This window comes from Nostoc sp. FACHB-892, assembly GCF_014698795.1.
GTDB lineage: Bacteria > Cyanobacteriota > Cyanobacteriia > Cyanobacteriales > Nostocaceae > Nostoc.
The window spans coordinates 481,990-499,335 of the sequence record NZ_JACJTR010000001.1; the positions used below are offsets into that span (position 1 = coordinate 481,990).

16 protein-coding genes are annotated in these 17,346 nt (G+C 41.2%); 5 read left to right on the plus strand and 11 right to left on the minus strand.

Translation table 11 applies throughout. The features are described 5' to 3' along the window. Positions 1-23: 23 nt before the first annotated feature. A complete protein-coding gene (locus tag H6G96_RS02065) occupies positions 24-1,142 on the minus strand; it encodes an FAD-dependent oxidoreductase (protein WP_190909730.1) in 1,119 nt (372 codons plus the stop codon). Positions 1,143-1,249: 107 nt separating this feature from the next. After that, positions 1,250-1,717 (minus strand): photosystem II protein PsbQ, encoded by a 468-nt coding sequence (gene psbQ / locus H6G96_RS02070; protein WP_190909732.1) that lies wholly within the window; start codon positions 1,715-1,717, stop codon positions 1,250-1,252. A gap of 362 nt (positions 1,718-2,079) precedes the next feature. On the opposite strand from psbQ, the gene H6G96_RS02075 reads away from it, so the two are divergent. Continuing rightward, the gene (locus H6G96_RS02075; RefSeq protein WP_190727470.1) at positions 2,080-2,508 is read left to right on the plus strand and encodes a hypothetical protein; all 429 of its coding nucleotides are present in this window, start codon (positions 2,080-2,082) and stop codon (positions 2,506-2,508) included. A 152-nt stretch (positions 2,509-2,660) separates the two neighbouring features. On the opposite strand, the gene H6G96_RS02080 is transcribed toward H6G96_RS02075, so the two are convergent. The 3 genes from H6G96_RS02080 to H6G96_RS02090 all read right to left on the minus strand — a co-directional run bounded on the left by H6G96_RS02080 (position 2,661) and on the right by H6G96_RS02090 (position 5,324). Beyond that, positions 2,661-3,146, minus strand: a complete 486-nt coding sequence (locus tag H6G96_RS02080; protein WP_190909734.1) for a hypothetical protein — start codon at positions 3,144-3,146, stop codon at positions 2,661-2,663. A 365-nt stretch (positions 3,147-3,511) separates the two neighbouring features. Next, on the minus strand, positions 3,512-4,108 hold the full coding sequence (locus H6G96_RS02085) for a hypothetical protein (protein ID WP_190909736.1): 597 nt from the start codon (positions 4,106-4,108) through the stop codon (positions 3,512-3,514). Positions 4,109-4,334: 226 nt separating this feature from the next. Further along, the gene (locus tag H6G96_RS02090) at positions 4,335-5,324 is read right to left on the minus strand and encodes a hypothetical protein (RefSeq protein ID WP_190909738.1); all 990 of its coding nucleotides are present in this window, start codon (positions 5,322-5,324) and stop codon (positions 4,335-4,337) included. A gap of 181 nt (positions 5,325-5,505) precedes the next feature. On the opposite strand from H6G96_RS02090, the gene H6G96_RS42265 reads away from it, so the two are divergent. Beyond that, on the plus strand, positions 5,506-5,631 hold the full coding sequence (locus tag H6G96_RS42265; RefSeq protein WP_277932890.1) for a hypothetical protein: 126 nt from the start codon (positions 5,506-5,508) through the stop codon (positions 5,629-5,631). Positions 5,632-6,090: 459 nt separating this feature from the next. Here H6G96_RS42265 and H6G96_RS02095 read toward each other — a convergent pair whose 3' ends face one another. The 5 genes from H6G96_RS02095 to H6G96_RS02115 all read right to left on the minus strand — a co-directional run bounded on the left by H6G96_RS02095 (position 6,091) and on the right by H6G96_RS02115 (position 11,766). Next, positions 6,091-7,461 (minus strand): nucleotide pyrophosphatase/phosphodiesterase family protein, encoded by a 1,371-nt coding sequence (locus H6G96_RS02095; protein ID WP_190909740.1) that lies wholly within the window; start codon positions 7,459-7,461, stop codon positions 6,091-6,093. Between the two features lie 15 nt (positions 7,462-7,476). Beyond that, positions 7,477-8,700 carry a metabolite traffic protein EboE gene (gene eboE, locus H6G96_RS02100; RefSeq protein ID WP_190909742.1) on the minus strand — a complete coding sequence of 408 codons (1,224 nt, stop codon included), beginning with the start codon at positions 8,698-8,700 and terminating at the stop codon, positions 7,477-7,479. A gap of 151 nt (positions 8,701-8,851) precedes the next feature. Then, complete coding sequence (eboC, locus tag H6G96_RS02105) at positions 8,852-9,784, minus strand: UbiA-like protein EboC (protein WP_347242161.1); 933 nt, start codon at positions 9,782-9,784, stop codon at positions 8,852-8,854. A gap of 95 nt (positions 9,785-9,879) precedes the next feature. Continuing rightward, positions 9,880-10,788 carry a TatD family hydrolase gene (locus H6G96_RS02110; protein ID WP_242063139.1) on the minus strand — a complete coding sequence of 303 codons (909 nt, stop codon included), beginning with the start codon at positions 10,786-10,788 and terminating at the stop codon, positions 9,880-9,882. A gap of 105 nt (positions 10,789-10,893) precedes the next feature. Next, entirely contained in the window at positions 10,894-11,766 is an 873-nt protein-coding gene (locus tag H6G96_RS02115) for an EboA family metabolite traffic protein (RefSeq protein ID WP_190909744.1), read from the minus strand. A gap of 462 nt (positions 11,767-12,228) precedes the next feature. On the opposite strand from H6G96_RS02115, the gene H6G96_RS02120 reads away from it, so the two are divergent. Next, positions 12,229-13,431: a 3-dehydroquinate synthase gene (locus H6G96_RS02120; protein ID WP_190909746.1), complete on the plus strand. Its 1,203-nt coding sequence runs from the start codon at positions 12,229-12,231 to the stop codon at positions 13,429-13,431. Positions 13,432-13,594: 163 nt separating this feature from the next. Here the strand turns inward: H6G96_RS02120 and H6G96_RS02125 are convergent, their stop codons facing one another. After that, the gene (locus H6G96_RS02125) at positions 13,595-14,293 is read right to left on the minus strand and encodes a YdcF family protein (RefSeq protein WP_190909748.1); all 699 of its coding nucleotides are present in this window, start codon (positions 14,291-14,293) and stop codon (positions 13,595-13,597) included. A gap of 308 nt (positions 14,294-14,601) precedes the next feature. On the opposite strand from H6G96_RS02125, the gene ctpB reads away from it, so the two are divergent. Together ctpB and H6G96_RS02135 are read left to right on the plus strand one after the other, a co-directional pair. Continuing rightward, positions 14,602-15,942: a carboxyl-terminal processing protease CtpB gene (gene ctpB / locus H6G96_RS02130; RefSeq protein WP_190909750.1), complete on the plus strand. Its 1,341-nt coding sequence runs from the start codon at positions 14,602-14,604 to the stop codon at positions 15,940-15,942. Positions 15,943-16,090: 148 nt separating this feature from the next. Next, a complete protein-coding gene (locus H6G96_RS02135) occupies positions 16,091-17,080 on the plus strand; it encodes a glycosyltransferase (protein ID WP_190909752.1) in 990 nt (329 codons plus the stop codon). Positions 17,081-17,346: the final 266 nt, after the last annotated feature.

Here is a 17,346-nt window from a genome sequence, read left to right on the forward strand (position 1 = left end):
CTGCTTTCCCCACTCGTCACTCCCTACTCCCCACTCCCCACTTGCTGAGAAATAATCATCTCACGAATCGCATAAGCTGTAGCGGGCGCTAGTAAAACGCCGTTGCGATAGTGTCCGGTAGCTAGGAGGATGTTACTAAACCCTGGTAACTTACCAATAACTGGGGCTGGACGACCTTCAGGACGGGGGCGTAACCCCGACCAAGTGCGGAGAATTGTTGCTGTGGCTAACTCTGGACAAAATGCGATCGCTTGTTTTCTAACAGATTCCAGCAGTTCTTGATTTGGCGGTATCTCATCGCCATTGTTGGGAAATTCCACTGTTGCACCCACCCAATAATCTCCATCGCCCACAGGAACAATATGCACATCGTTACCCGTTATCGCTGGCTGGAAGTTGGGATTGCCTAATGGATGCCCTAAGTGCATTTGCAATGCTTGCCCAAGTACGGGGCGGATATCAATTATTTGATTGAATTTTGCTGTCAGTGGTGTTGAACCTAGCCCTGCTGCGACTACAAACCAATCTGCGACTATTTTTCCTTCTGTAGTCTCAAGTTGATTGCAAAATTGGGGGGAAGATTCAGGTGGTGAGGTTTGGGCATCCAAAACAGCCACACCAAATTTGAAAGTTACACCATTTTGCTGGGCAGCCTCAACTAAAGCTAATGTCAGAGCAGTCGGATCAAGTTGACGATCTTGAGGAGAATAGACAGCGCCAGTAATTGTTTCGTGAGCAACTTGAGGACAAGTATTTTTGAGTTTAGCCATGTCCCATATTTCCAAATGCCAGCCTTGAGAGTGGCGAACTTCTACAAGTTTTTCCCACGCTGCTAAATTTTCCTCTTCCAAACCAAGACTGAGAATTCCCTGGCGATTAAAGGGGATTTTGCGACCTGTTAAAGCTTCTAGTTCAGGAATCAAAGTTTCATAGCGTTGGATGCTAGTTTGCCGCATTTGCCAAGCTTTGCCTTTGATTTTTTGGCTGATTGCGCCCATCAAAACGCCAAGTGCAGCACCCGTGGAAGCTTGTGCTGGTGGTTGCCGATCGCAAACCGTGATTTTCAGCCCTTTTACTTGACTCAGTTCATAGGCGATCGTAGCCCCAACTACACCACAACCGATAATAACTACATGACTCATTGCTGTTTTGAAACGGAGATGGCAGACCAGGGGAAGATGAGGGAGCAAGTGAACAATTTTTATTGTTCCTCATCCCCCTCATCCTCTCAGATCATCTTACCTCGCGCTTAACTTGCCTCTGCTTCACTGCTGGTTTTAGGAAGCAGGTTGAGGAATTTGTCAATCTCTGAGAAAGCAGCTTGGGATTGATTCAAGGCAACTAGAGGATTGCCAGCACTAGTAGCTTTATCAAGTTTAACCAGGTCGTTAAACAAATCTCGCGTTATCTGACGTGCTGCGGGTTGGTCTTTAGGCAGAAGGTTGGAAGTGACATAAGTCAGGTTCAGCCTCGCTTCTGTTATGGGCCCATGTATAAAATTACGCACATTGATCCAATCACCTCTTTGGATCAGCCTTTTCAACTCATCTGAGCGATCGCGCACAGCCTGAATTTCAGGAACGTATGCCTGAATTCTTTCAAGTTGCGTTGCTGTGTAAGTAGGAGGTGCTACCGCGACATTAGGGCCGCCACAACTAATGAGGAATGTGGTCAATAATACTAGGACAAATGAAAAAATCGAGCGTTGACGCGCCATACAATGAACTTAATTGCTTTTTGTTTGCCGATTAACAGTGTCATTTTAGATCGTCGCTAGCGCAATTTATCGTTCTTGTCTGCCAAGGATTTTGCAGAAAATCTTGATATTTTTCACAAAGAGCAGAGTTTCATCTGCTTTTGACAAGTTTTTAAGTATAATTACTTAATAGGTGTTAGCTAGTCCCAATGAGAAGCTATTTCTCATATCTGTTAGTAACAACGAATCTTAGGAAAGTCTAATTTAGAGTTGCTAAATCTCAAAGGTATTGATAAGCTAAAACACCAATAATATAAGCCTTCTGGCGGTTTTTTATCTTCAGATACCCGGAGATGCCGACGCAATTAGAGGAGTGTTTTTTAGTGAACGCAGCTGAACAGGCAACGAATCTTGAACTCGCCAGCAACATAGCTACAGTGGTTAATTTGTTCAAATGTGAGTTTCCTGATGCCAAATCTGATCTCAAACCCTGGAAGAATGATCCGGAAACCAGAGAGTTAGTCGATCCAGACTCTATAGATATTGGCTTTCACTTTCCTGGTATCAGCAAATCTTGGCGAAGTCGCAGTATTTTAATTCAAATCCGATTTTATCAAGATCCCATCAATAATTCCCGCCGTGCGATCGGTGTGGAGGTAGCTGGATTTGATCATCGCGGTGAAGCGTGGCGACTTTCTACGGTAGAAAACTGGAGTGTTGTCGGCGCATCTTCGCCTTCTGGTGAAATCGAGGATAAGCTCAAACAGATTTGCCGACAGATTTTAGAAGTTTTTAATAAATCAAGTGAATGAAATTAACTTGCGTCAGAGAAAGTAGCGAGGAATAATACAGAGGAAAGCTTTGCGATTACTCTTTTTTATTCTTGAGTTTTGTTTAAGTCCAGTCTAACGGATTGTGAAATGCTTTTTCAGTTGATGTTAAGATGGCATTTGGATTGGCGGGACTAACCAAAGTAAGAAAAGACTACCAATTTAAAGCTTGGAATAACAAGAATCTCTGCTTCGTATTTGGAGGAGTAGTAGCTTCCTTTTTTAGAAGCAGGGAGAAGGATTTGAGACAACAGTGAACGACTTGCACCCGAACAACCCAAACCTGGCCAAGTGCCTTCACTCGTCCATGAACTGGGAACTGGTGTTTCTTTCCATGAACTATAGGTGTGGTAGCGATCTTTGCTTTTTCTTGAATAGAGAGCGTCGTTAAAAAAATCGAAACCTTTGCGGGAAATGGCATCCGCAGTTGCATCTGATAGTCGAAATATAGCTGCGCCACAACCCTCTCGAATAATACCACTCACACCGCCAATGTGTATGGCATAGGTTATCTCAATTTTCGCGGGAATAAAACCACTATACCAATAGTAGTTAAAAACCGAGCAGACTACATATACAGTAATAATTATTGAGGTAATGATTTTTACAATTTTTTTCATTAGCCAGACAAAGGAGTTGAACAGTTCAAAGGAAACTTCCTATCATAGCAAAACCTTCCTTTTCGTCAACTTTTAGGGAATAAAAAGCCAAAATATCCCATTTCAAAGTTATTTAACCATTGAATAATTTTCTAAATTAAGGCAAAGTTGAAAGCAATGTCAGCTTTCTAACTAACTCTTTATCAGCAATATAATTAATTACACAATGTCATTGCGCTCGCACCAAAGCAAAATAATGCGAACGCAACCCCTATAACTACTTCTCTACGATATGATCTGCGAAGGGTGCGATCGCAATTACTGTAAATATTTTTGTTTATATTAAGAGCAGTTTAGTGCTGATGATGAAGGCAGACAGATGCCTACTACTGGTTTTTGTCTAGTGGAACCAAAATGTAAGTTGTCTGGTTATTAGGTATATTAGCGCTTTCACTAGCAGATGGAGTCTCATCCTCAACTGCATTTGTAGCTACGTCCACTGTACCTTTTACAGTGTCTTTAACACCCTCAGCTGCACCCTTAACAATATCTACTGTATTGTTTACAGTATCGTTAATGCCTATAGCTGTACCTTTAACAGCACCCACTGTATCTATTGCAATACTGTTAACATCTAAAGCTGTATCTTTAACAGCATCTCCTACATCTTTTACAGTTTCGTTAACACTGTCAGCTACAGTCTTTATTGCATTTCCGACATTTTTTACAGTTTGATTAAAATTCCCAGTTGCACCTTTTACCGCATTTCCTACACTTTTTACAGCTTTGTCAACTTTTTCAGTTGTACCTTTAATAGTTAAAGCCGTAGCTATTGCGCCCACGGTAGCACCAATCAGCGCTCCAATTGCTACTTTAGCTAAATCATTCTTTGAGCTATTACCTGCTGTATAATTATTAGGTTGATCTGTAAGCGGATCAATATTTTCTTCAGACTGCTCTGAAAACTGCTGATTCTCATTCATAATAATCTTCTGTTTTGTATTTTGTGCTAGGACAGGAAAGCAATATCTAAAAATTTTTCCTTGGTTTCACAGAGTCTAATTTGAAAAAACGTAAGTTGTTTGGTAACTAATAACTCATGAACTTTCTATGTTTGCAGGTAGTCCTCAAAAAGGAATAAGTATATATACTTTAAAAAAGAAACTATTGCTTATCCTTAGTCTTTAAGAACTACCCTATTAGTTGCAACTATCTCCGCTTGTGTGGATGGCTCTGATTTTCAGATGCTTTAGAATTTTCTGCTGTATCCTTTGCCTTGTCCGCAGCACCTTGTACAGCTTCATTAAGACCCTCTGATGTACTCTGTACTACGTCTAGTGTTCCTACAGTGGTTTCCTTGGCTACGTCAGCGACATTTTCTGCTGTATCCTTTGCCTTGTCCGCAGCGCCTTGTACAGCTTCATTAAGACCCTCTGCTGTACTCTGTACTGCGTCTAGTGTTCCTACCGTGGTTTGCTTGATTCCCTCAGCGACATTTTGTGCTGTATCCTTTACTGTGTCCACAGTAACTTGTACCGCTTGATTCACACCTTGTGCTGTGTTCTGTACAGCGTCCAGTGTTCCTATAGTGGTTTGCTTGGCTAGGTCACCAACGCCCTCTACTGTGTCGATTGTACCGCCTACAACAGCTTGGATAGTACCCTCAGCGACACTCTTTGCCGCGTCCCCTAGACCTTTTGCGGTTTGACCAAGACCATCACCAATAGTCTTTGATGCGTCTCCTATACCTTTTACAGTATGCTTAAAGCCTTGACCTATTCTTTTGCCAGCAAAAGCGCCAGCTAATGAGCCTAACGTAAGACCAATGAGTCCCCCTACTAGCGCTCTATTTAATGCAGGATTGCTACCTTTGTTTGCAGGACGAGCATCGGATTCAGGCGTAATTGTAGGAGCATTTGCAGATACAGGTCTTCTAGTGCCTATGTTCGTACCAGTTGAATCAGCATAAGATTGACCCGTTGTTGTGCGGTTATCATACTCGGTTTCAGATACTCCAGCATTTATGTTTGTGCCAGTTGAAGCACCATAAGATTGACCCGTTGTTGTGCGGTTAGCATACTCAGTTTCAGGTAATCCAGCATTTATGTTTGTGCCAGTTGAAGCACCATAGGATTGACCTGTTGTTATGCGGTTAGCATTTTCAACCTGTTTATCTAAAGCTTGCTTATTCTCAACCATATCAATAATCTCCTTGATTAAAACCAGATGGCTATTAGTTAACTCTCACACCTAACCTAGCAAGCATAGAACACGACTTAATCGCTCCAAAGAAACACATCTGGGGTGAGATGATCTTGAGCCTGGGAAGATTTTACTAACGTCAAAGAGCCTACAATCAAGCCTTACGATAGGGTGAAAAATGCTATATCCTTTAAGAAAAATTTCGGCGGTGAATGTCCAGATGTGGCAGCTAGCTTCATCAATTTGGCATTATGAATCTGGAATACTTGCGGCGGAATCGTCAGCCTTAAAAGTCTTTGTGTAATACCAGTTTTGACTTCTCTGCAATACAGGGGTCACCCCACCCCGGTTTGGTTGACACCACAATTTTCTTCTTCGCCAAAGAATAGGCATTCTCCGATTTTACAAAATACCTATAATGAGTTTGTTTTCATGCTCAAATCCCCAACTTCTTGAAGAAGCCGGGGATTTAAATCTACCTTAAGTATGTAACTAATTATCGAGTTTTTAGTACGTTAGCAATGGCGTAATGCACCCTAGAAAACTAGATCAAAATGTAATTTCTAGTCTCAAACTGCTAGATACTTACAGCTTGAGCAATAACTGGAAGTAATGAAGGATCAATTGAAATACCCAACCCCTCAGCTACACAACGACCATACGGAACAAGGGGCTTAAGCCCCTTGTCTGGAACCCACGCAGGTGGGTTTTGTTTGTGTAAACGCGGTTTCTAACCGCCCTTTTTACGTTAATTTGACTAATCCTAATTTAAATGTTTGAGAATCAACGAGCAAACATCTGTCGCCTCAATTCGATTTTCACCAACTAGGTGAGTTTGATGGGTGATAAATAGAGGCCCTTCATCTGGAGAAGTGCTAATGTGACCGTGAGAACCGCGTACAAGGGAAGCATCCAGAGGAATCACATCCATTAAGTAGCGGAAACCCAGTTGTTTCTTCAGTAGTTTGAGAGCAATTTTTCCTTGAGGAAATTTAATTTGCGGATTAAGGAAAAGTTCTACAGGATCGTAACCAGGTTTGCGGTGGATATCTACAGTTCTAGCAAAATCAGGAGCTTTTGCATCATCGAGCCAATAATAATAGGTAAACCAAGCGTCAGATTGAGCGATCGCTACCAACTCACCCGATCTAGGATGATCGAGATGGTAGGCTTGTTTACCCTCTTCATCCAATACCTTGGCTACGCCTTCAGTCGCTTCTAAAAGCGATCGCACTTTCGAAATGTATGCCGGATCATTCACATAAACATGGGCAATTTGATGATCGGCAACAGCAAAGCCAATGCTAGCACCAAAATCGAGCAGTTCTCGCCCCAATTCTTCCCGCACAGCAATTAAACCGTTTTCTCGTAGCACGCGGTTCAAATCCACAGCTTTAGAAACTGGGGTAATGCCATACTCAGAAAGAATAATTACCTGAGTGTTGCGTGCTTCAAAATATTTAATCAAATCGCCACAAACAGCATCAATTTCTCGCAAATCAGCTTGGATGTGTTTTTCATCATGACCAAATTTTTGCAGACAGTAATCTAAATGTGGCAGATAAACTAGTGATAATGTAGGGCTGTAACGTTCCTCAATCCATTTTGCTGAATTGGCAATCCATTGACTAGAACTAATGGTAGTTTTTGGGCCCCAAAAATCGAATAAAGGGAAGTTTCCTAAATCAGATTGAATTTGCGATCGCACATCACTAGGATGGGTATAAATATCAGGTAATTTTCTGCCATCTGCGGGATACATCGGGCGCGGTGTAATCGCATAATCTACTGAAGAATACATGTTGTACCACCAAAAAAGGTTGGCACAAGTGAAATTTGGATCAACTGATTTAGCTATTTCCCAAAGTTTGGGAGCCTGTACTAGCTTATTAGACTGCCGCCAAAACTTCACTTCACATTCATCGCGGAAATACCAACCATTAGCGACAATTCCATGTTCATCAGGCAATTTTCCTGTTAAATAAGTAGCCTGAACCGAACAAGTTACAGCGGGTAAAACTGTCGCTATGGGTACTACTTGTCCTTTAGCAGCCCAAGAAGATAAAAACGGTGTATTTTCTCCTAGTAAACTGGGCGTTAATCCCACGACATTTAAAACAACCGTTTTTTGCATAAACTTAATCTCCTCTTAATTTGCGGCAAATTCTTTTAATACCCACTCATATTCACGTTGAATAGAAGTCAGCAAATCTATCTTCATTTCTGTTGGTAATACATCCCAGGTATAAGTTTCAATTTCTAAATGTGAGCAAGCATTATTTGTTTGAAGTAGATGCAAAACAGTAGCAATGTCATCTTGGGTAGATTGTAAAATTTGATAATCATGAATAAAAATTGGGACATGGAAGTGAGTCCGCCATTCTTCAGCTAGAGATTGTTCTAAATGCGGTAATGCACTTATTAAGTCAGGATAGTGATGGAGTGTACCATCAGTGCGACGTTCTATTACCTGGTGAAGATAAGTGGATTCTGCAAATGGGCGTAAGCGTTCAACTATCAAACTACGTTTTTCAACATCAGCAGGTATTTTTAGTTTAATTGCGGCGCTGATTTGAATCTTGCCAATCTTAATTCCTGCCGATTGAAAACGTGCAAATACAGATTGCGGTTCCTCATATTCAACTGAAAAATGGCAGGTGTCATAGCAAATACGAACGTGTTCTAGCAATTTAGCTTCTGCTAAAGTCTGTTCAATATTTAATTTCTCTGATAAATAACTACCACCGATTGGCAATAACCAGTTTTGATAGAAATCAATTACTTCTGAGGTGTTTTCAATTAAACCATCAGGTTCAGGTTCTAAATCAATATGAAGTACCTTTCCTGTTTCTTCGCAGATGCGAATCATTTCTATCACAACAGATGCTATATTTAAACAACTATTTTTTATAACTGTCTCGATTGCTTGGTCTTTTTGCCACCAAGGTTTATAGGATAATGGCAATGTAGAAATTCCGCCATCCAGTCCTTCTGGTAACAAATTAGCTAAAATTTGTGCCAAGTTTAATGTATAATTTAACCGTTCTTGTGTAGACCAATCTGGTGCATAAACTTGGTCTTTTACCACCTGTCTATGGAATCCGCCATAAGGAAATCCATTTAAAGTGAAAACATATAAATCTTCTTGACTAAGCCACGCTTGGAATTGAGCTAAATTATTATTTTCTAGAAGTTGTTTAGCGGCTGCATCTGCTAACCTCAAACCAATACCAAAAGGTTCTGTAGGTGATAAACGTGACTTAAGATTGGGAACATATTTTTCTAAATTGGCGAAAACCTCTAGCCAACTTTCCCCAGGATGAATATTGCTGCAATAAGTTAAATGAAATTTGCTGTCTTTTGGAATTTTCATTTTCTAAATTTATGCCCTATATATGGTAGTAATTTATTTTCTTTGGCTTATACCATTTCCCAAAATACCTGCCGTATATTCATGGGTAAGGGCGCATAGATGTGCGCCCCTACAGCCGATTTATTGTATTACTGGGTGTGTACATTCCTATTTAAGTAACGGCAAATATTTGTGCTAGTTTCATCGAAATTGGTAGCAAAATTAGAACTAAAAAACCGTAATACAAACCAGCAAAACCAGATGCAACGGTTGCATCTAAGACTATTAGAGATAACACGCCTACTTTCACCGCAGTTCGGATATTTTCGGCTATCGGTTCACGCGCCGCTTTGATAAAATTAGGCAGCACTCTGATCGCTAATAAAGCCGCGAATGGTAATGCTGCGATCGCTGCATAGTCTCCTAATAGTCCTAAAGCTAAAACTGCCGTTAAAACTATTGCAATCAGCAGTAATGCGAGTACTCCCGTAATCTTTTTACCTCCGTGAACTTCACCTTGGCTAATTGCGGTGATAGCAGCAATGTAAAAAACAGGAATTAGTGCTAAATACCAACGTTCTCCTATGATTGCTGGTACAGCACTTACACCTAATAATAAGTTACTGCCACGACATAAACCCATATTAAGTGGGCCAAAAAAAGGGTGATGTTTGGCAAGTGAGTCATACAGTAAGCATGAAAGAACAATAAATATAGCGATTGCACCACTTACCAACGATACTTGAAAAGCAGCTATAATCCCGATTGCAAATAGTATACTCCCCAACAAAGTAGCATTTTGACGAGATACGCGACCACTGGGAATTGCTCTATTTGGTCGCTCTTTTGCATCTAATTCAGCATCAAAAACATCATTAAAAACTACACCACCGCCGTATAATCCAGTTGTAGCCAATAACAACCAAGCTAATGGAATTAGTATAGTAAAACTTGCTTCTCCATTGATTAATTGAGCAAAAATAATTCCAGAACCAGAAGCAGCAAAACCAACAAGAATATCCGCCCAAGCAGTAACAATATTTGCAGGACGCATTAATTCCAGATAACCCCGCCAGCTTTGAAAATTTAAGCTTGCAACATTCACTTATCTGCCTCCGTACCTAATAATTTCTCAAAATAAACCGCATATTACATTATGCAATTCCTCATCCCTACTCCCCACTCCCCACTCCCAATTTTTTACTCAATCAATACATAATCAGAAACTGATTTGATTCCTGGTTCTTGTCCCCGCAACACAGAATTACCATTGAACAGCTGACGTTGATCAACAGATTGGGGATTGAGCCAGTCTGATGCTTGCATTTGCCCAGTTTGACTGTAAGCAGCTAGGGCATTTTCATAACAAACTGCTCGCACATGTTCTTCAGGAATGCCCCTGTCTAACATTAACTGAGCCGTTTTTGGTACTGCCAAAGGATCGCTAATACCCCAATCAGCACTACTATCTACAATGATGCGATCGCGTCCATACTTACGGACGACTTCTACCATCCTGGCGTTACCCATCTTCGTCTGTGGGTAAATCGTAAAAGCTGCCCAAAAACCTCGTCCTAATACTTCCTCAACGGTTTCCTCATTGTTATGATCAATAACTACTTGTGAGGGATCTAAGCCGTATTCAATACAGCGATCCATACTCCGACTAGCACCCGCTTTTTTATTACGATGAGGGGTATGAATTAGCACCAACATATCGAGTTCTTTGGCTAATGCTAACTGTTGACAAAAGTACTTATCTTCTGCGTCTGTCATGTCGTCATAGCCAATTTCACCAATGGCAACAACTCCCTCTTTGCAGGCATAAAGTGGTAGCAATTCTATAACTTCTGCTGCTAGTGCCTCATTGTTAGCTTCTTTCGGATTTAGACCAATTGTGCAGTAATGTTGGATGCCAAATTGACTAGCACGAAACCGTTCCCAGCCCACAAGACTGCTGAAATAGTCTTTGAATGTGCCAGCGTTCGTTCGCGGTTGTCCTAACCAAAAGGCTGGTTCAATAACGGCGACAATGCCATATTCCCGCATTACTAAGTAATCGTAAGTAGTGCGCGAACACATATGAATGTGAGGATCAATGAACATCATGATGTGGTTTAATGAGCAATAAAATTTATGAGGAATTGGGTATTTAAAAAACTTTTACTTAGTCTCCACTCCCTTTTATTTGTAAACAAAAAGGCGTTAGCGCAGTTAGCCACAGACATCAGGGCTAAAACTGCTCCAAGTAAGATTACCTTGTTGAATAGATGACTGTAAATCTGGGTAGCGAGAAAGTAATTCTTGCGCTTGGGGTAAACCAGACTCAGCACAAGCTAATGCTGCTGCTTCTTGCTCGTGTATATCCCCATTAGCCAGTACTTTTTCCAAATCTGTAATGATTGCACTATCCGCAAACCGTCCTACAGGTCGCCAAAGTTCTGGTGTAACTGAGCGTTTAGCTGCCCAACGTTCATGGGCATAGTCTGCTAACATCCTTGCCAATTCTGGGTTAGCACGCCGATCGAGTCCCCAAATTAGATGCAAAGGACTGCCAACAAACACAGCCTTCAGCACCATCTGATTCCAAGCAGCATTATCTAAATAATCCGCCGGATAAGGGTTTCGTAGTGCGATCGCTTGGAATACATTACTCATATTGCTGCGAATTCCTTCAGCAGCGCGATGGCGATGTAACTCTGGATGTGGTAATAGCGGCAAACTTTGATAAAGAACAACTAACTCCCCCATATCGGCAGTGGAGAAGAATTTATCAAGTGATCGCACATAGCCCTCAGGATCATCGTGGGGCAAAGCTAGAAGCAACAGTGTCCGACCCGCTTGATCTACACTCCAATGACCAGGATACCAACCGGGAATCACATCCTGTGCTGCTTCCAAGTCCTGGAATGTTAGCTGCAAATCCTCTTTACCTAGATAACGCGGTACTGCACTAAAAGCCGTAAAAAACACTTTCTCAGCAGCACCGTCAGCAATCTGTGCCTGCTTCTGTTCTAGCCAAACAAAAGCTTTCTCTGAAACAGACTTTGACAGCCAATGATGCAGTAACTTGTTTACTTTACTCATGATGAATTTCAGGAAAAGTTGCCCAACTTTTTTGTGACAACCAAGTATAAAATATAGCACTAAACTTGATATTTTGTGATTAAAGCAGCTAGATAATATACTACTGAGATTATAACTTCACTGAATCTATAAAAATCTTCCGATTTTAAATAAGATACTGTAAAGATATTATTTTGATTAGATAAATAATAAAATTCGCTTACGGAATAAAATTAAAATTTTATGTAATACTGATATTCATAGCCCATCTTATATATAAAGCTTAGGCATTAATAAAATTGCAAATTAGTATTATTTTAAAAATTCTATAACTAGAATGAGTAAACCTTTAAAAGCCTGATCAAGTCATTAGCTTGTTCTTAACTTATAAATTATTTTAGATAAGTTTAGTTTTGCCTAATCTGCTATTAGCTTTAATCGTATTATATGTATTTGTACTAATTAAAAAGTAATAATATTCCAATGATTATTCAACAAAAAACTGCTCTTAATCTGCAACCAATTAACCAATGTGTTCGCGTGAACTTTAACTATGATGTTCACTTCACTAGAGGTCTGTTTCAGTTAGATAATCCTTTACTCGCACAAGTGATTGCCGCAGAGGGGGAGACAGCGCCAAAACAAGTGCTAGCAGTGGTAGATGCAGGATTTTTACAGCATCAGGAAGGGTTGCTAAAAAAATTATCAGTCTATGCTCAGTATTATGAAAATGTACTAACACTGAGCAGTGAGCCGATAATAGTTCCGGGTGGAGAAGCAGTCAAGAATGATTCTAGATTTATAGAGCAAATTCATCAGCGCATAAATGCAGCTGGATTGTGCCGCCACTCCTACGTCTTAGCTATTGGAGGTGGAGCCGTTTTAGACATGGCCGGATACGCAGCAACAACGGCTCACCGAGGAATTCGGCTGCTACGGGTACCGACAACAGTATTAGGGCAAAATGATTCTGGTGTAGGGGTAAAGAACGGAATCAATGCCTTCGGCAAGAAAAACTTTTTGGGTACATTCATGCCCCCTTATGCTGTCTTGAATGACTTTGATTTTCTTACTAGCCTTGACGATCGAGATTGGCGATCGGGTATTGCAGAAGCGGTGAAAGTAGCGCTGATTAAAGATGCAGATTTCTTCGATTTCATTATGACTAATGCCGATAAATTGGCTAATCGAGACATGGACATAATGGAAAGGCTAATTTATCGCTGTTCCCAGTTGCACTTAGAGCATATTGCTGGTAGCGGCGACCCCTTTGAAATGGGTTCATCGCGTCCTTTGGATTTTGGACACTGGGCTGCTCACAAACTAGAGCATTTAACTAATTACAGCCTACGTCATGGTGAAGCTGTAGCGATCGGCATTGCTTTAGATACAACCTATTCATATTTAACAGGGCAACTCTTGCAATCTGAGTGGCAAAGGGTTATAACTACACTCAAAAAATTAGGCTTTAATTTGTACGTATCGGCATTGACAGAGCAATTAGATCAACTAGATCATCCGCATTGTCTATTTAGAGGGCTTACGGAATTCCGCGAACACCTGGGCGGAAATTTGACCATCACCCTTCTACAAGAAATCGGGCAGGGGATAGAAGTTCACCAAGTAAATTTGTCTTTGTATAGAGATGCTATTTTGATGCTACAAGATTGGGAATTTTTGCATTAATTTTCTTTTGGCTGCATCACCCAATTGCGATTATTTTATGCAAATATATTGCTTAAAATTCCAGGCGATCGCTACTTTGTGGTTCTAAATTGCAAAATGACTTTTTAGTTCCTCCTACCAAAAACGGAGTAGCATTATAGTCCTCGATGAATCCTCATCCCCCTTATCTCCTCAACCCCCCTTGGTGTTCACAATGAAAACCTCGATTTTCCCAAGCTTGCATATCTACTTGGGTAAGTTTTGTTAGATTTGAGCATTGCGGTTGAATAATTTGACTTACAATCGCCCAAAATAAGCTGCGTGTTACATCTAATCCAGTTTTGGGCCAAGATTCACGATTACCAGGAACACCCGACTCCTGAACAATCTCTGTCTCTACCCAAATACCATGAGCGCCCAAAAGAATCTGTGCCATCCATTTGGCTCTGGGTAAATGACTCTGCGAGGTAATCAACATGACTTTATGCACTCCCCAACGGCGCAAAATTGGAATACCATAATAAAAATTTTCAAAAGTAGAATTCGCGCACTTTTCTAACCAAACGTTTTGTAACTCTGCTAATTCCGCCTGAAAAAGTAACCATATACAGGGGTCTGGGGAACCATGAGAAATTAAAATTGGGGTTTGCGGGTATTGTTTTGCTTGTTGGGCAACATAAGTTTCTCGACGAATACTCCCACCAAGCACAAAGAAAGCATCTACTGGCTGGGAAGAAGCAAAAACTAAGGTTATAGTAGTAAAAATCAGCCAAGCACCCAAAACAAAGTACAATCCACCAGTTAGTTTTTGTAACAGTTGCCACAAATCAGCAAATTTTTTTTTAATAGAAATTAATGATTTGATCGTAAATTTACGTTTCATGACTTAGGTAACAAAACATGATTTTATCGCTGTCTAAAGTGCTGCATTTCAGTGATCAAAGTGCTATCTTATAAAAGTAATAAAAAAGTACAAACATGACGCTGATCAAAGTGTCACATATTGAGTATAGCCTTCCGGAGAAGGCTAAGAAACTAAGAAGTCGTTGTTAATAATGCAGTATTTTCAGCATCATTCAACGATAAAAATTATGAACAGAGCATAGCTTAGTTTGGGGTATAAAAACTTAAAAATTTCTGGAAAGCCTGATTGCTAAACTGTCAATAACACAATTATTCCAGCTAATATACATGAACCAATCTGCGAAAAGTTACTCGCCGCTCCAAGTAGCCTTGATTGGTGGAGCGATCGCCACTACTGCTACAATGTCCGTGTTCGGCCCCGCTTGGACTCGTGCTGTCCGTGCCTCTCTAGCCCTACAAGACAGCCCGAAAGTGATAGTTGACCAAGTTTGGCAACTGGTGAATCATGAATATGTTGATGGCAAATTTAATCAACAAAATTGGCAAGCAACCAGACAAAGCCTGTTGAGCAAAGACTATTCTTCTCGTGAAGAGGCTTATGCTGCCATCCGTGAAGCTTTACAAAAGTTGGGAGATCCTTACACTCGATTCATGGACCCCAAACAGTTTGAAGCTCTCACTAGCCAAACATCTGGGGAAGTCTCTGGTATTGGCATTCGGATGGAAGTGAACGAAAAAACTCAACGGCTCACTGTTGTAGAAGCCATAGAAAATTCTCCAGCATTGAGAGCTGGGATCAAAGCAGGCGATGAAATTTTGGCAATTGACGGCAAACCCACTCTCAAAATGAAAGTGGATGACGCCTCTAAACTAATTCGTGGCAAAGCGGGTACTCCTATCAAACTAAAGCTGGGGCGGAGAGGGGTAAATGCCTTTGATTTGAAGCTGACAAGAGCAAATATTGAAGTGCCAACGGTACGTTATACCCTCAAGCAAGAAGGAAATCGCCGCATTGGCTATATCCGTTTGCGGGAATTTAGCGCCCACGCCGCAGAACAGATGCAACGAGCCATCCGCGATTTAAACACTAAGAAAGTCGATTCTTATGTCTTAGATTTGCGAGGAAATCCTGGTGGGTTGTTGCAGGCGAGCATTGAGATTGCCCGGATGTGGTACAATGAGGGCGGAATTGTCAAGACAGTAAACCGTGTGGGTGGCACTGACGAAACTAAAGCCAATCGCACTGCTCTGACAAATCGTCCTTTGGCAGTCTTAGTCGATGGTAATTCAGCTAGTGCTAGCGAAATCCTTACAGGGGCACTTAAGGATAATAAGCGTGCGGTAGTCGTAGGTGGACAAACCTTTGGTAAAGCGTTAGTGCAGTCAGTTCATGAGCTTGCAGATGGTTCCGGCTTGGCAGTTACCATTGCCCATTACTACACCCCTGCGGGAACGGATATTAACCAGAAAGGCATTGTCCCAGATATCAAGCTAGACTTGACAGAGGCACAAGAGCGACAGTTAGCTTCTAATCCAGATTTAATCGGAACTAAGAGTGATCCGCAATATGCTCGGGCGATCGCAATTTTATCCAATAGAAATTTTGCCCAGCCGCCAGCAAATCAGCCCACTCGACCCATGAGCCGCGCCGATAACCTGAAATTTTAGATTGACGCAAATGATTTGTTTTCAGGTGTTTATATAGTAGTATTCCCAAATCCAGATTTTTGGAGTTATGAAAACTGCATGATATACCGTTCTAGGATTTTGGATTGGGAATACTAACTAGAAATCCCATCTCTAAAATCTCAGATTTATGAATCATCAGCCAGTTGATGCAACCACCGACACCAGTTTCTTACCAATGGTGTCGGTGGTTGTTCCTATTTATAACGGTGAGGCGGATTTACCAAAGTTAATCAATTGTCTTTTGTCTCAAACCTACCCGAAAGACCGGGTAGAGTACTTGTTGGTGGACAATAATAGTAGCGATCGTACTCTCACCATCCTCAAAACATTTGCCGAAAATTACCCGATTACAATTCGCCCTTTGAGCGAAAACCAAATTCAAAGCTCCTATGCTGCTCGTAATACTGCGATTCGTGCCGCTACGGGTGAAATTATAGTTTTTACCGATGCAGATTGTCGCCCACAACCTCAATGGTTAGACGCATTGATTCAGCCTTTTGTCAACAAAGAAGTGATAATTGTCGCTGGTGAAATTTTGGCACTACCAGGCACAACTTTGCTAGAACAGCACGCAGATCGTCAAGAAACTTTGTCGCAAAAGCATACCCTTAACCATTCTTTTTGTCCCTATGGTCAAACGGCTAATTTGGCAATTCGACGCATTGCCTTAGAAAAAGCGGGTTTATTTCGTCCCTATCTTACCACTGGTGGCGATGCCGATATTTGCTGGCGGATTTTGGGGGAAAACATGGGACGTTTGGAATTTGCCCCGAATGCGATCGTTCAGCACCGCCACCGCGCCACACTTAAAGAACTGCAAAGTCAATGGCGGCGTTATGGACGTTCAAATCGCTATCTACACGAACTACATGGTGTAGATTTGATGCGAGAGATTACACTTAAAGAATGCGGCTATCGTTTGGCACGTTGGTTATTCAAAGAAATACCAAGGGATATTAAAAAGGCGTTGGCGCAGCCCGCCGCAGGCATCGCGGGTCAAGCTACCCTTGTAGATTTATTGAATACTCCCATTGGTTTGTTCACAGCTAGGGCACGTACTGTTGGGCAACGAGACGCCAAGCTGCCAGAGAATGCTAAGAGAATTGATCGACTGTAACAATATTTGGGGGCTAGCAGTCAATTCTGTAGGGAGTGTAAAATCCTCCTTAAACTGTAAGTTACTGGCTTAAAAACTTTCGTTGCCTAGCTTCTAGTCCTTCAACATTTATTTTTGCTTGCATTGAAATGTTACCGTTATGTATTACAATTTATAGCATTTCATGCTACTAATACTCGACCAAGTCAAAAATAACGGGTAAAGGCAAAGGGAGAAAAGAACTTGATTTTCTTACTATAAAACTCCACCGAATTTCTTTAGTGGAC

Excerpts from the sequence above, each read along its gene's own strand:
- H6G96_RS02065 (WP_190909730.1), bottom strand. The coding sequence starts at position 1,142 with ATGAGTCATGTAGTTATTATCGGTTGTGGTGTAGTTGGGGCTACGATC.
- psbQ (WP_190909732.1), bottom strand. The coding sequence starts at position 1,717 with ATGGCGCGTCAACGCTCGATTTTTTCATTTGTCCTAGTATTATTGACC.
- H6G96_RS02080 (WP_190909734.1), bottom strand. The coding sequence starts at position 3,146 with ATGAAAAAAATTGTAAAAATCATTACCTCAATAATTATTACTGTATAT.
- H6G96_RS02085 (WP_190909736.1), bottom strand. The coding sequence starts at position 4,108 with ATGAATGAGAATCAGCAGTTTTCAGAGCAGTCTGAAGAAAATATTGAT.
- H6G96_RS02090 (WP_190909738.1), bottom strand. The coding sequence starts at position 5,324 with ATGGTTGAGAATAAGCAAGCTTTAGATAAACAGGTTGAAAATGCTAAC.
- H6G96_RS42265 (WP_277932890.1), top strand. The coding sequence starts at position 5,506 with ATGCTATATCCTTTAAGAAAAATTTCGGCGGTGAATGTCCAGATGTGG.
- H6G96_RS02095 (WP_190909740.1), bottom strand. The coding sequence starts at position 7,461 with ATGCAAAAAACGGTTGTTTTAAATGTCGTGGGATTAACGCCCAGTTTA.
- eboE (WP_190909742.1), bottom strand. The coding sequence starts at position 8,700 with ATGAAAATTCCAAAAGACAGCAAATTTCATTTAACTTATTGCAGCAAT.
- H6G96_RS02110 (WP_242063139.1), bottom strand. The coding sequence starts at position 10,788 with ATGATGTTCATTGATCCTCACATTCATATGTGTTCGCGCACTACTTAC.
- H6G96_RS02115 (WP_190909744.1), bottom strand. The coding sequence starts at position 11,766 with ATGAGTAAAGTAAACAAGTTACTGCATCATTGGCTGTCAAAGTCTGTT.
- H6G96_RS02120 (WP_190909746.1), top strand. The coding sequence starts at position 12,229 with ATGATTATTCAACAAAAAACTGCTCTTAATCTGCAACCAATTAACCAA.
- H6G96_RS02125 (WP_190909748.1), bottom strand. The coding sequence starts at position 14,293 with ATGAAACGTAAATTTACGATCAAATCATTAATTTCTATTAAAAAAAAA.
- ctpB (WP_190909750.1), top strand. The coding sequence starts at position 14,602 with ATGAACCAATCTGCGAAAAGTTACTCGCCGCTCCAAGTAGCCTTGATT.
- H6G96_RS02135 (WP_190909752.1), top strand. The coding sequence starts at position 16,091 with ATGAATCATCAGCCAGTTGATGCAACCACCGACACCAGTTTCTTACCA.